Genomic DNA, 14,127 nt, shown 5'->3' with positions numbered 1-14,127 from the left:
AGAGGAACCTCTCTTCATTAGTATGTAAGTCCAACCCTAAAGCCAATAAACTCAGTACTAAATATCTGTGCAAAAGCAAAATCCCCAGTATCATAAATCGAAATGGAAGTAGGATTTTCGGGAAGAAAGTCCTTTTCGAATCGATAATGCCCCATTCTTTCCCCTACAGGTAAATAAGTTGGACAGACAATCGTCCAATCAAGCCCAGAATCCTTTAATAACAAATAAGCTTTTAAATGCTCCTCAGCATCACGGGTACTCTTTCGTTTCGACTCCGGCGATTGGAATCGATATAAATGTGGTGCGGAACGGGCCTGAAGGATTCCCGCAGTTCCAATGGTTATAATTCGTTTTATTCCTTCTTTTTTCATTTGACTGATGATATAAGGTATAGATTCGGAAAGTGTCGCACTCCCATCAGTATTTAAAGCGCTAACTACGATGTCAGCCCCTTTAATTGTATTAGCAATATCCGTTTCATTTAAAACATTACCTTCCCATACTTTAACACCCTCGGCATGAAAATTAATTTTTTTCAAATCTCTTACAAGGACCTGAGCAGAAAGTTGCTGGGATAAAATATTTTCTATAATAACTGAACCTACTCTTCCGGTTGCCCCAAAAAGGCAAATGTTCACAAAAAGTTCACTCCTTAGACACCAATGTGTAATAATCATCACTGGTAAATAATCGCTCTCATGTTAGATTAAAAATGTTTAGCATTTAATAAAAATTGGGGTGGGGTCTAAATGTCAGAGTATAACATTGTCCTTTTAATCGGTAGTTTTTTAATCCTCTCTTATTATATCGGATACACCATCATTAAATCCTAGGCTGCAGACAAGTGTCTGTAGTTTTTTTTTATTTTTAGGAAGAAAATCAATTGGAATGGGTATACATATTGAAGTATACGAAATTGTGAGGTGGAAAACTATGGAGAAATTTAGGATCGAAAAAGATACCCTTGGTGAAATTCAAGTACCTGCAGATAAATTTTGGGGAGCACAAACACAGAGGAGTAAACAAAATTTTAAAATTGGCACAGAAAAAATGCCAATTGAGCTCATTTATGGTTTGACTTATATCAAAAAAGCGGCTGCCATCGTTAATTTTCAAACCGGTAAGTTAATTGAACAAAAAAAGAATGCCATTACCCTTGTATGTGATCAACTTTTGAATGGAGATTTTAATGACCATTTTCCCCTCGTGGTCTGGCAAACCGGAAGTGGAACCCAAACCAATATGAATGTAAATGAAGTCATTGCGAATCGGGCTAATGATTGGTTAAAGGAGCAAGGAAGTCAAGAGCGAGTTCATCCAAATGATGATGTTAACATGTCACAAAGCTCAAATGATACATTTCCCACCGCAATGCATATTGCTGCTTTTATAAAAATTACCGAAAACCTGCTCCCTGCGATACAGGAGTTAAAAAATACCCTCCAAGAAAAAGAAAAATCTTTTTCAAAAATAGTAAAAATCGGAAGGACTCATCTACAGGATGCAACACCGCTAACACTTGGTCAGGAAATGAGCGGCTGGAGGCATATGCTTGAGAAGAATGAAAAAATGGTAAAGGAAGCTAGCCAATATCTTCTCGATTTAGCAATTGGCGGAACAGCCGTTGGCACAGGCATTAATGCAGGCCCAGAGTTTGGGGATAAGGCGGCAGAACAACTCGAAAAGCTAACTGGAAATCCCTTCAAATCTTCAAAAAATAAATTTCATGCCCTAACCAGCCATGATGAAATTGTTTATACACATGGGGCACTAAAAGCATTAGCAGCCGACCTCATGAAAATTGCCAATGATGTCCGCTGGCTTGCAAGCGGACCAAGAAGTGGGATTGGCGAGATCATTATTCCAGCGAACGAACCAGGGAGCTCAATCATGCCAGGGAAAGTGAATCCAACCCAAAGCGAAGCATTAACGATGGTCGCATGCCAGGTCTTTGGGAACGATGCGGTTATCAGTTTTGCTGCAAGTCAAGGGAATTTCGAGCTAAATGTTTTTAAACCAGTGATTATTTATAATCTAATCCAATCAATTAGGCTGCTGACAGATGGCATCCGCTCCTTCAATGAAAACTGTGCCATTGGAATAGAGGCAAATGAACAAGTCATTAAGGAGCATGTATCACGATCATTAATGCTCGTTACAGCCTTAAATCCATATATTGGCTATGAAAAAGCAGCAGAAATAGCCAAACTTGCATTTAAGGAAAACAGCACTTTAAAGGAAGCTGCCATTAAAACTGGCTATGTTTCCGAGAGTCAATTTGACCAATGGATTAAACCAGAAAATATGATTTAGACTAAATTGAAAGCCCCCTCCTATAAAGGAAGGGGCTAAGCCATATTATTTAATTGGGATATATGGTTTTGCTAAAAAATTAACGGAAGCCGCCGCCAAGTTGAGACTCAGCCATTTGAACAAGACGCTTGGTAATTTCTCCACCTACAGAACCGTTGGCACGTGAAGTAGTGTCTGCACCAAGATTTACACCAAATTCTGTTGCGATTTCATACTTCATTTGACTAAGAGCTTGTTCGACGCCTGGTACTAAAAGTTGATTAGAGTTGTTGTTACTAGCCATAGTTGAATAACACTCCTCTTAATAAGTTTGGGGTTAGTATGGTATTGAACCATAATGGAAAACCATTGCCACCATGGCCTAACCCATATTATCAATTTTGCTTTGATAAAAATTATTAGTATGGGAGAAATTATGTTTTGGTTGGATGATCCGGAGTTGCACCGGTTATTACCCTTTGTTGGTTTCATCCATCGCTGTAATGTGTTGCTTGTAATCTTATTATGATTAAAAGGTAAAGACTTATTCAAAAGAATTGAATAGTAAATTATTCCATTACTTAGTGCGGGAGAAGTAACACAAACTAAAAGTATCTACTAACTAAAAGGGTGAAATATATGGCGATTTGTCCAGTATGTAATGGTTTGAGACAAGCCTATTTAATTTGCGCAAACTGCGGGGATTCTATGATGGAAAGCGGTAGACTGATGGATTATTATGATGATTACAGTCCATATATGGAAATTGATCTAATGAAAATGGAGGATGGTTTTCCAGATACCAACTCAGGGCAAAAGTGTCCACATCTTTATCGTTGTCCAACCTGCCATAAAGATGAAATCATCTTTATAAAAGAATAAGCCCCGTAATCGATCGACGGGGCTTGCTTGCAAATTATTAAGGACGGATTCGTCCTTCTGTGTCAGCATCAAAGAAGTGAGCTTTATTTAAATCAAATGCAAGCTCTAATTTATCACCAGGTTTAATATCCGTACGTGAATCAAGACGGGCCACAAAGTCCTGCTCACCTAGTGTAGAATATACCATTAACTCTGCACCGGTTAATTCTGCTACATCAATTTGAGCCGTAATCTTTGTACCAACAGATGCATCAATGAAGAGAGGTTCATCATGAATATCTTCTGGACGAACACCAAGGATAATTGATTTTCCAACGTAACCCTGCTCACGGAGGTATTTCATTTTACCCTCTGGAACAGCGATAGAAGTTTTGCCGATTACAAATTTACCATCTTCAAGCTTTCCATTGAAGAAGTTCATCGCTGGAGACCCGATAAAGCCGCCAACAAACACATTTTCTGGTTTTTCATATACTTCTTTTGGCGTACCAACCTGTTGAATGATCCCGTCTTTCATAACTACTAAACGTGAAGCCATTGTCATAGCTTCTGTTTGGTCATGGGTAACATAAATGGTTGTTGTATTTAAGCGGCGGTGAAGCTTGGCAATTTCAGCACGCATTGCTACACGAAGCTTTGCATCAAGGTTGGAAAGAGGCTCGTCCATTAAGAATACTTTGGCATCACGAACGATGGCACGGCCTAAAGCAACACGTTGGCGCTGCCCGCCTGAAAGAGCTTTTGGTTTACGAGTTAAATAAGCTTCTAATCCTAGAATTTTTGCTGCTTCTTTTACACGACGGTCAATTTCATCTTTTGGGAATTTGCGAAGCTTTAATCCAAATGCCATGTTATCATAAACGGTCATATGAGGATAAAGGGCGTAGTTTTGGAAAACCATTGCAATGTCACGATCTTTTGGAGCTACATCGTTGACTCTTTTTCCGTCAATGTAGAAATCACCTTTTGAAATATCTTCAAGACCAGCAACCATTCTAAGCGTGGTTGATTTTCCACAGCCTGACGGGCCAACAAATACGATAAATTCCTTATCTTCAATATGTAAATTGAAGTCTTGAACAGCTGTTACCTTATTATCATAAATTTTATAAATATGATCTAATTTTAATTCTGCCATTTTGTTTTTCCTCCCTGTTTCATTTGGTAACTTTAGTGTACAGGGATGGGATAAAAATCTATATAGACATTTTGCACAAAGATTGAAAACGCTTTTTTGGGCATATTGTTATTTTTTTTGCTGTTCAAACAAAAGACATGCTAAAAAGACGGTGAATGCCCCGTAAAAATCCTTTAACCCAATCCCAGTTTTTTCTGTAAATTTGTCGATTCGATATTGCAGAGTATTTCTGTGGATATATAATTTTTTTGCTGTCATGCTTGCGTTTAAGTTGTTCTCTAGAAAAACTTTAATGGTAGAAAACATTTCGTAATCACTAGTGAAAACCTCTAATATCTCCTGATTAATTTTTTGTGTTAATTCTGCTGACATATGCCGTACTAAATATGCAGGGAACACTCGCTCAAAAGTAAGGATTGCTTGCGTATCAAGATTTGCAAGCGCAAATGAAAAATATTCTTTTTCCTGGAGATAGGCTGACCGAAGCAGATAGGAAAAAGGATTTAGCTTACCGATAAAAAAGGAGATTTTTACGTAGAAATCACTTTCTAGCGTTTCAGCCATTGAAATCAATTCATCTTCCGAAAGAGAAATTTGTTTTTTCTCTTCGATAACTACTCCCTTATTTCTGCTCTCCCAAATAATGATGACTTTGTCAGAAAAGAACCCTTTTAAGGCTGACTCCATATCTAATTGATTATCCTCATCCCCGTCAATACAAAAATGGATAAATCGAATAAAGGATTCATCATGGTAGGAAGGAGGAGTACCATTTGAGAATAGGAATTCAGACCATATTTTTTCAATCACTGAATAGGAAGCGGGTTGATATTCAACGAACTCATAAAGCGTTTTCAGAAGGGTTAACTCTTTTTCTCCTATCTCTGATTTAGGAATGCCAATCCATTCATTTTCATTTTTATCATAGAATGTATAGATCTGTTCGGAAGAATGAGTTGGCTGATCAGGAAGCATAGTAGAGTTTTTATATATAGATAATAATTTTTTTAGCATTGTCCAATCCCCGTCATTAATAATTTGTTTGTTCTATTATAACAGCAATGGATAACGGCATGAAAATAAATAAGGCTGGGCCATTTAAGGTCCAGCACTACAAAATTATTAGTCGCACTCATATGGCGGTTGTTCCTCGACCAGTTCACGCGCTTCCTCGATATTGGTTGAATCATGACGTGCGTGGACAGAGCCACCGGACATTCCTTCATTAATCATGCGGTCAACATCCATAAAGGCCTTATCTCTGCCCTCAAACGCTGAGCCTTGATTCGGTTCCTTGCCTTTTTCCATAATTATCAATCCTTTCCCTTTAATATCTTTATTTTGTGGAAAGGATAAATTTTCATTCATAAACATGGTAGAGCATAAGTTCATGAATCTGACTCGTTAATGCTTCAATATCTTCTTCTACAGGAGTATTTGTCGTCCATTCGATTTTTCCAGTTTGGTGGTAGATGCCTGTAAATCTTTGCTTTTTAAAATAAAAGGAAAAATTCCAGCCAGGAATATTTTTATTCTCAAATAAAGGTTTAAACTGAAAGTGCATGAGCATAGCAATAATCCCCCTTTGATATCTCAGTTTATATATAGATTACCGTGTTTAAGAGATTATTTAAATATTTTTTTCTGTATTTGTCAGCTGGAAGAATAAACGGCAAAGCTCCGTGATTTTTTTCTCTTCAATTTCTGTTTCATCAAAGCTCATTGGTTTTGAGTTTACTTCGAAAATATAATATTGTCCTGTGTTACTTACCCCTGCATCAATTGAAAATTCTCCGAAAAACCCATACTGTTCTGATAAAGCACTGCCGATATGAGGAACAATCATTTGAATGAAATTATCGTGGTCGTTGGATTGGACTTGCTTGTAGGGGAGCATGCGGCCTCCTGCAGGGATATGAGTTGTAAGATGCTGAGTCTGTGATTGCCGAATGCCAATCCCGGTTATAGCATAATCATCATCAATTGCATGGGCGAGGATTCTAAAATCAAATCGTGCGCCTTGAAATTTGGCTGATAATATCTCTTCCTGAGCGATGTATTTTTGATTAGAAAGCTCCTTGCTCCATTCCTCCCAAAAATGTTGAAAGGAATGATAGGTTTCCGTTATCTCTAATCCTTCTAGTTCTATTTCCGTGGAATTAATGTTTTTTAAACGGAAGATACCCTTTCCTTTTGAAGCTAGCCTTGGTTTTAAATAAATCCTGTTATGTTTTTTTAAAAAAGAATATAAATCACCTTTTGTTTGAACAAGTATGGTTTCTGGTAAAAAATGCTGAACAATCGAATGATCTTTAAACAAATCGTACAATTCATATTTATCGATAAAGCAAGGGTTAAAAAAAGGAATTCTTTTTATCTTTAACAGTGAAAAAAAGTGTTGGCACTGTTCATCTCGTTCCAATTTTCGGAACGGAATTCGATTATAAACTAAGTCTGGAAATGGAAATTTTTCCTTTATCCAGCGGTTTTCATCCGGTGAAAAGATATATCCATGAATGCAATCATCTTCTACCCCTTCGAGTGTAAAAATAAAGCTTATTCCATTTAGAGAAATAAGCTTTTTTTGTATTTCTATAAAAAGCGGACCATTGCCAGTTATTTCACCCGAGGCTTTACGAGCTGTCATAATCCCAATGAGCGGAGTTTTATTAACAATATTCATTTGAACAATTCCTCTGGATGTAACAAAGATTGTTCGGTTAAAAATACTGCAAAAGCGAGCGATAATTTACGTGTTAAAAAATCAAATGGCTGCAATGAAGGATGGCTGAAGATGGATCTGCCTGGTTTAGAATTTGCTTCAAAGAGCCAAACTTCACCGTTTCGGTCGATGCCTAAATCAAACCCAATCTCGCCAATAATTCCTGTAACATTTTTATCAATTGCGGTACTTAATAAAAGTGCTGCATTAGAAAGTTTTTCCGTAAATAACTTACATTCATCTTTAGGAAAAATTTCTTCCAATGTTTTAATCAAACCTCCGCTTCTTGCGTGTGTTGTAACGCTGCCAACACCTGCAATTTTTGCGGCAATCGCTGTAACATGCCAAAGACCTTCCTCATCCTTATTCGTATGAATCCGGAAATCAATTGGACGAGCATCCTGTCTGAGTAAATGTATACCTTGCTGTACAAGCATTTTTTCAAGAGATTGGTCAGCAAATACATTCTGAAACAATCTCTCTAAGCTTGAAAATTTCCGTAGCCGATTAACTCCAGCATCGTCCTGGTAACGGCAAAAGTAGGCACCTGTAAGCTTATCAAAGATTATCTGATGAATCCCTAAACCCAAACTGCCATTTTTAGGTTTTATAAAAACATGGCCATAATTTGAAAGCATTGTTTCAATTATAGAAAAGGAGGTAAATGGATGTGTTTCAGGAAGATAGGTTTCAACGGATCCATCCTGCTGAAGCCGATCATAAATATCAAGCTTATTAAAAAAGCCAGGATTATACCATGGAATAAGACATTCTTTTTGCAAACGTTCTTTCACTTTCATTAATTTAGGGATTCCTTCACTTTGGCGGTTGGGAAGGCGGTCGTAAATAACATTAGGGAAGGAAACCTCAATATTTTTCCAAGTATGATCATCATAAAAGTATCCTTCAATAATCCCGCGTTTCCAATCAATATGCTGCTCTCCAAAGAGGAATGCAAGGGCACCAACCGCTTTATTAACCGATAAAAGTTTTGAAAAAAACAATGTTCTTTCACCAATGGGCTGATCCTGAACTTGCGTAAATCCAGCTGTAAAGATTCCAACCAGTGGTCCAATGAAAAGGATTTCGTCTTTTAAGAAGGCATGGAGTGGGATATGGATGTCTGGGAAATGGATTGCTTTTTGAATTTCTTTACTAATCACAATACGGTCAGTTTGTTCGGGATGGGGGAGAAAATCTACCTCCATTGATGTTAACCCGAATGCAATTCTTTTTATTACTTTATCTTGAAGAAAGGAAGGAGGGCAAAAAACAACTAATTGATTATTTTGTGCAACCTCAATGAGATAACGTTTTCTCATGAAAAATCTTCCTTTCTGATTGCCCCATCAGAAAAAGTTGTTTTCCATACAGAAGCGGGGCTAGGAAAAGTGTCTCCTGCAATTGTGGCTGGGTTTCCAGAATAACCTTTCTTCCTGGCTTAGAATTTATATCTAGAATCCAAATCGATCCGTTTTTAGCAATACCGATGTCCACTCCAAGCTCAAATAATGGCAAAAATTCTTCCTCAAGTAAACGGGGGAGTTGGGATAGAATATAATCTATTTCCTCCCGAATATACTTTCCTTTAGTCGGTGGAAGGGATGAAGTCCAATCGGAAAAGCTAATGACGGAGCCACCGGCACTTAAGTTTGATAATATGCCGCCAGGACTTCCAACGCGAATACCCTTGCCTTGTTCTCCCCAAACTCCCTGATTATTCTTTTGCAAGAGAACGCGAATATCAAAAGGCTGATACTCATTATTGGACAATTCCAGAAAGGGCTGGAGCAGGTATTCACGCTGACTGATTAATGATTGTAACCATTGAATGAGCTTGGCCTCATTTGGAAAAATTCGTGATATTATTTGCTTCTGTTTTTCTGTTTTTACATGAAAGGTTTTATCGTTTTTCTTTAATGAATAAATGCCAAACCCTTGGGAACCATTAGTCGGTTTTAAGATGATTTTTTTCAACTTATTTAGTTCTTTTAAGATGATGTTTGCATCAGCCGCTAATTGAGTAGGTGGTAAATAAGCAGCCAATGGTGTGTTTTTTAGGGAATCATAGAGATCAAGTTTATTTGGTAATCCATATCCCAAAAAGGTAATATCATTTCTACTTTTTAACCAAGAGACAATGGGAAGGCAAATCTTCGAATGTTCATCGTCTCCGTAAAAACAACGATCATAAATAATGGTTGGGATTGAAAATTCACCTTCAATCCACTGCTGTGATTTTGGATCAAATTGTTTACCTCGTACTTGAAGTGTATGCGGATTAATCAGAGAGGGAAGGAAGCGAAAGCATTCCATTTCACACGAATCCGCAAGACGAGCAATTTCGTTAATATAGGAAACTTCACTTTCGAGGTTTAAGGACATAATTCCAAATCCAATCAAAATTATCGAACCTCCTTATCAGTAATAACGTCCTTTGCTAGCTTTGTACAAAAATGGATGATCGCTCTTGCTGATGGTCTTATTTTCCCTTGCCCATCTTCAAAAAGCTTGGAAGGTTTTGAGTTTACCTCTATTAACCAAGGCCTTCCATTGTTGTCAATTCCAATGTCAACTCCGAGTTCCCCAGTAATACCATTTGAGCATCGACTAATACATTCTGCGATTTCAACGGCCAGCTCCTTCATAAGGGAAAGTGCTTCAGAAGCACTCTTTGGTTCCATACATGTTTGTAAAGCAATAAGTGGGCGAAGGATTGTTCCGCCCCTCGCTAAATTGGAGACAAATTCTTGGTCAGCCGCAACTCGAGCAACAATTGAAGTAATGTTCCAAGAATGTATTTCATTCTTATGACATAACACCCGAAAATCCATAGCAGAGGTATTATGTGTAAGCAAGGGAATTCCTTGCTGAATGAGAAAAATTCGATTGGTGAGCAGCGGTTTTATTTGTTGATAGATTTCATTGAGTGAAAAAATCTGATCTATATTTTTGGTGCTGCTTGTAAACGATGTTTGGATAGAAAAAAAGTTTTCCCTGATCTTTAGTATTTTGATAATATTTCTGCCCTGACTGCCATGAACAGGCTTAATAAAGACCGTTTCATATTTTTGCGCAAAGTCAAATAAATTCTCTTTTGAAAAAATTTTTGTTTCTGGAATAAAGGAATGGAGATGACTTTGGTCGTTTAAGTGTTTATACACTTCCCATTTTGATAAAAAGCGGTCATTAAAAATAGGAATATTTAACGATTCAATTTTTTTGCGAAATTGCTGAAATTGATCCGTTTTCTCTTGTCTTCGGGAATGAATCCGGTTATAAATAACGTCAGGAATAGGTAGCTGGGCTGGGATCCATTTGTCTTCTTCAAAATAGTATCCTTGCCGTGAAAAGTCGTCCAAGGAAAATACATAAAAGAGACCGCCATTTTCAAGAATGCCAAGATGGAGTTCTTCACAAAAACCATGGATCGAATGAAAAAAGGGTTGATTGAATTCATCCGCTCCGACTTCGGTTATTAATCCGATAATTGGACCAAGTTGAAGCGTGTTTATGTTAGGGGAGTAAAATGCCTGGAATTTTATTTTTTTAATAGGTAAATCAAAGTCTCTCATCAACCATTCGGGTAAAATTAGCATATTATGTTCCGTATCAACGATTTGTATTTTTATATTTTTAGAGGTTCTTCCAATCGTGATTATTAATTCCTGATCCCTATTTAGTCGTAAGTGATGAAACAATTGAATCGACATTTGTACAAAGCGGTCCATTCCTTTGGAAGAAACCTTTGGAACAATTGTTATGTTTGAAAATAAAAAAGACATAATCACTCCTCATTTGCTAATATCAGTGTGTATATAGGCATAAGTTGATATAGTAAGGTATGTGAATCCAATACAATTGGTGAATTGAACATTCTCGCATTTCGAAGAATAGTTTGTTATAGTTGATTGGAATTGTTTAACACAAAAGGAGTGACCAAAAATGGCAATTAATTTATATGATTCCGCCCATGCACTTGAAGCTGCTATTCGTCAAAGCGATGAGTATAGAGCACTACAGCAGGCTTATAACGAAGTAAATGCAGATCCGACAGCCAAAAAAATGTTTGACCAGTTCCGTCAAATGCAAATGAATCTGCAACAGAAACAAATGATGGGACAAAATATTTCTGAGCAAGAAGTACAGCAGGCCCAAGCAACAGTTGCACAAGTCCAGCAAAATCCAAAAATTGCCCACCTCATGCAAGCAGAACAAAGAATGAGTATGATTATTGGTGAGTTAAACCAAATTATTATGAAACCATTAGAAGAGCTTTACGGGAAAATGCAATAAAGTGAAACTTCAATCGGTGGGGAGGGGTCCATCCCCCACTGATTGTTAGTTGAACCAATCGGGCTTTTACGGGCAGTAGGTCCCCCATTTAAACTTTAATTGACTTTAAAGTCTTGAAGGGGAGCTTACTGCCCGTTAATGCGGGATAAACATTCAAACCTTCAAACCTTCGGTGACACCGAAGGTTTTTTCTTAGTCTTGGTGTAGTCATATAAATGGCTAACATGTCATAAAAGTGATATAAGGGTAACTTCACCAAGACAGGGGGCAACAAAATGATTTATCGTTTGCTTGCTTTAAATATTGATGGAACGCTTCTTCAGACAAATGGAAAGATTCATAAGTCAACAAAAGATGCCATTGAATACGTTCAGCAAAAAGGAATTTATGTCACACTCGTTACATCGCGGAGCTTTCCCTCTGCACGGAAAGTGGCTAAGGCATTAAAAATAAAATTACCTTTAATAACACATCAAGGTGCATTAATTGCTAGTGAAGTTGAAAAACCAGTATATATTAAAAGGATTAATGAGGACATTACTTATGATACTGTTCGTTTCCTTGAAGCCATGACGTGTCAAATTCGGCTGGTTCATGAACAGTTTTCCCTTGCGAATAAATTAAAGCTTCACAATAATCTTTTGGCAAAAACCATATTTACATCTGGAGACCCCGTCTTTTATTCGCAGCAATTTGTTTCTTCATTAAGCGAACATTTACATGAACAACCTGTCACTCCACCAAAAATTGAGGTCTATTTTGAAGAAAAGAGTGACTTGAAGGATGCGAAAAATGCACTTAGTAAAATGTTTACGGAGATTGAAATCATTGAACTTGATTCATTAAGATTAGATATAGTTCCTTCAGGTGTATCTAAGCTTAATGGACTAACCTATCTAGCCAATCAACTGGGAATTAAAACAAAAGAAATCGTATATATTGGTGATGGACTCGATGATATTCCACTCATTGAAGCAGCGGGATTGGGTGTTTCCATGTGGAATGCTGATTTCGCTGTGAAAAAAGCTTCTGATTGGGTAACAAGATCGCAAAATGAACAAGGTGTTGCCTATATGGTAAAAGAACACTTTAGAAAACAACAGCCAATTGAGTTTTTAAGAAAAATGAAAATCATAAAAAATTAACTTGTGAAAGATATCATCGGTGGTAGCCCTTGATATCTTTTTTTTGGAATAACTTCCACTGTATTGACCTTATTTTTTCATTTATGTACACTTAAGGGAGCTAAAAATGAGGTGATTTTTTTGCGAATTTCAATCATAGGGTTAGAGGATGAAAGATTCAATCGACCGCTCAGGCTAATCGCCAATTTATTTTTTGAAGAATCACAGATTTTAACGTCAAGCAGCGATGCAGCTGATTTACAAATAAAATTTGATTTGCAAGTTCAGCGGAATGTCCTAGTTTCTGCAGAATTGAGTGACAATAATGGAAAAATTCAATCTGCTGAATACCAAAAAGAATTACAGGCAACTGATTCAGAAAAAGAATTCTTTAAACAAATTAAAAACGCAGTGTCCCACGTATACCTAACTGTATTGCAGGACTATACAGGCATTAAACAAAAATGGGGGATCTTAACCGGGGTTCGACCAACAAAATTGCTTCACAAAAAAGTGCAGGAAGGCATTCCATTAACTACTGCCCATCAGCAACTAAAGGCAGACTACCTGATTACAGATGAAAAAATTGCGCTTATGCAGCAAATTGTTGAACGTCAATTAACTGTTGTCCCTGACCTTTATCATCTCCAAAAGGAAGTTAGTATTTATATCGGCATTCCGTTCTGCCCAACAAAATGTGCCTATTGCACCTTCCCGGCCTATGCAATTAATGGTCGTCAAGGTTCTGTCGATTCCTTCTTAGGAGGCCTTCATTATGAAATGAAGAAAATAGGAGCATGGTTAAAAGAAAAGGGCATCCGAATCACGACGGTATACTATGGAGGCGGTACACCCACAAGTATTACCGCTGAAGAAATGGACATGCTCTATGAAGAAATGTATTCTTCGTTTCCTGATGTTGACAAAATCCGTGAAATTACAGTCGAAGCAGGTCGTCCGGATACCATCACTCCTGAAAAATTAGAAGTGTTAAATAAATGGAAGATTGATCGAATTAGTATTAATCCACAGTCGTATACTCAGGAAACGTTAAAGGCAATCGGGAGACATCACACAGTAACGGAAACGATTGAAAAATATCATCTAGCACGAGAGATGGGTATGAATAATATAAATATGGACTTAATCATTGGTTTGCCAGGGGAAGGAATACCTGAGTTTACTCACTCACTAGCTGAAACTGAAAAGCTCATGCCGGAATCCTTGACGGTTCATACTTTGTCGTTTAAGCGTGCTTCAGAAATGACCAAGAATAAAGAAAAATATAAAGTTGCGGATCGAAGCGAAGTCGAAAACATGATGGAGCTCGCAGAGAACTGGACTTCCTCCCATGGCTATGTGCCTTACTATTTATATAGACAAAAAAACATCCTTGGGAATCTTGAGAACGTAGGTTATTCTCTTCCTGGTCAAGAAAGCATCTATAATATTATGATTATGGAGGAAGTACAAACGATTATCGGTCTTGGTTGCGGAGCAGCTAGTAAATTTGTCGATCCTCTGACAGGGAAGATTACGCACTTTGCGAATCCAAAGGATCCGAAATCCTATAACGATGGTTTTGTAGCTTATACAGAGGAAAAAATAAAAATTTTAGATGAAATATTCTCTGAAAAAGGTTCTCCTGCTTAATGGAGCAGGGGAATTTTTTG

General features: G+C 37.4%; 15 protein-coding genes. 5 read left to right on the top strand and 10 right to left on the bottom strand.

What is annotated here, in order from left to right:
* Nucleotides 1-17: 17 nt before the first annotated feature.
* The gene (locus ABES02_RS27435; RefSeq protein ID WP_430140962.1) at nt 18-638 is read right to left on the bottom strand and encodes an NAD(P)-dependent oxidoreductase; all 621 of its coding nucleotides are present in this window, start codon (nt 636-638) and stop codon (nt 18-20) included.
* Nucleotides 639-933: 295 nt separating this feature from the next.
* Between ABES02_RS27435 and fumC the strand changes: the two genes are divergently transcribed.
* Nucleotides 934-2,313 carry a class II fumarate hydratase gene (gene fumC / locus ABES02_RS27430; protein ID WP_430140961.1) on the top strand — a complete coding sequence of 460 codons (1,380 nt, stop codon included), beginning with the start codon at nt 934-936 and terminating at the stop codon, nt 2,311-2,313.
* A gap of 79 nt (nt 2,314-2,392) precedes the next feature.
* Here the strand turns inward: fumC and ABES02_RS27425 are convergent, their stop codons facing one another.
* Complete coding sequence (locus ABES02_RS27425; RefSeq protein ID WP_430066318.1) at nt 2,393-2,596, bottom strand: small, acid-soluble spore protein, alpha/beta type; 204 nt, start codon at nt 2,594-2,596, stop codon at nt 2,393-2,395.
* Nucleotides 2,597-2,931: 335 nt separating this feature from the next.
* Here ABES02_RS27425 and ABES02_RS27420 point away from each other — a divergent pair, with 335 nt between their 5' ends.
* Nucleotides 2,932-3,174, top strand: coding sequence for a hypothetical protein (locus tag ABES02_RS27420; protein ID WP_430140959.1), 243 nt, complete (start codon nt 2,932-2,934; stop codon nt 3,172-3,174).
* Nucleotides 3,175-3,211: 37 nt separating this feature from the next.
* Here the strand turns inward: ABES02_RS27420 and ABES02_RS27415 are convergent, their stop codons facing one another.
* The 8 genes from ABES02_RS27415 to ABES02_RS27380 all read right to left on the bottom strand — a co-directional run bounded on the left by ABES02_RS27415 (nt 3,212) and on the right by ABES02_RS27380 (nt 10,819).
* Entirely contained in the window at nt 3,212-4,312 is a 1,101-nt protein-coding gene (locus tag ABES02_RS27415) for an ABC transporter ATP-binding protein (protein WP_430140958.1), read from the bottom strand.
* A 108-nt stretch (nt 4,313-4,420) separates the two neighbouring features.
* Entirely contained in the window at nt 4,421-5,326 is a 906-nt protein-coding gene (locus ABES02_RS27410; protein WP_430140957.1) for a PucR family transcriptional regulator, read from the bottom strand.
* Nucleotides 5,327-5,434: 108 nt separating this feature from the next.
* Nucleotides 5,435-5,620 carry a hypothetical protein gene (locus ABES02_RS27405; RefSeq protein WP_430141000.1) on the bottom strand — a complete coding sequence of 62 codons (186 nt, stop codon included), beginning with the start codon at nt 5,618-5,620 and terminating at the stop codon, nt 5,435-5,437.
* A 52-nt stretch (nt 5,621-5,672) separates the two neighbouring features.
* Entirely contained in the window at nt 5,673-5,882 is a 210-nt protein-coding gene (locus ABES02_RS27400; RefSeq protein WP_430140956.1) for a YheE family protein, read from the bottom strand.
* A gap of 60 nt (nt 5,883-5,942) precedes the next feature.
* Complete coding sequence (locus ABES02_RS27395; protein ID WP_430140955.1) at nt 5,943-6,995, bottom strand: YheC/YheD family protein; 1,053 nt, start codon at nt 6,993-6,995, stop codon at nt 5,943-5,945.
* Nucleotides 6,992-8,356 carry a YheC/YheD family protein gene (locus tag ABES02_RS27390; protein ID WP_430140954.1) on the bottom strand — a complete coding sequence of 455 codons (1,365 nt, stop codon included), beginning with the start codon at nt 8,354-8,356 and terminating at the stop codon, nt 6,992-6,994. The genes ABES02_RS27395 and ABES02_RS27390 overlap by 4 nt, the downstream gene beginning before the upstream one ends.
* Nucleotides 8,334-9,437: a YheC/YheD family protein gene (locus tag ABES02_RS27385; protein ID WP_430140952.1), complete on the bottom strand. Its 1,104-nt coding sequence runs from the start codon at nt 9,435-9,437 to the stop codon at nt 8,334-8,336. Before ABES02_RS27385 ends, ABES02_RS27390 begins: the two co-directional genes overlap by 23 nt.
* 2 nt (nt 9,438-9,439) lie before the next feature.
* Complete coding sequence (locus tag ABES02_RS27380; protein WP_430140951.1) at nt 9,440-10,819, bottom strand: YheC/YheD family protein; 1,380 nt, start codon at nt 10,817-10,819, stop codon at nt 9,440-9,442.
* Between the two features lie 160 nt (nt 10,820-10,979).
* Here ABES02_RS27380 and ABES02_RS27375 point away from each other — a divergent pair, with 160 nt between their 5' ends.
* From ABES02_RS27375 to ABES02_RS27365, 3 genes are all read left to right on the top strand, one after another.
* On the top strand, nt 10,980-11,330 hold the full coding sequence (locus ABES02_RS27375) for a YlbF family regulator (RefSeq protein ID WP_430140950.1): 351 nt from the start codon (nt 10,980-10,982) through the stop codon (nt 11,328-11,330).
* 275 nt (nt 11,331-11,605) lie between these two features.
* Nucleotides 11,606-12,475 (top strand): Cof-type HAD-IIB family hydrolase, encoded by an 870-nt coding sequence (locus ABES02_RS27370; RefSeq protein WP_430140949.1) that lies wholly within the window; start codon nt 11,606-11,608, stop codon nt 12,473-12,475.
* A 120-nt stretch (nt 12,476-12,595) separates the two neighbouring features.
* On the top strand, nt 12,596-14,107 hold the full coding sequence (locus tag ABES02_RS27365) for a coproporphyrinogen III oxidase (RefSeq protein ID WP_430140948.1): 1,512 nt from the start codon (nt 12,596-12,598) through the stop codon (nt 14,105-14,107).
* Nucleotides 14,108-14,127: the final 20 nt, after the last annotated feature.

Source organism: Neobacillus pocheonensis (assembly GCF_050477905.1).
GTDB classification, from domain to species: domain Bacteria; phylum Bacillota; class Bacilli; order Bacillales; family Cytobacillaceae; genus Neobacillus; species Neobacillus pocheonensis_A.
The sequence above is the reverse complement of the archived record's forward strand: the minus strand, read 5'-3'. Positions and strand labels throughout refer to the sequence as shown.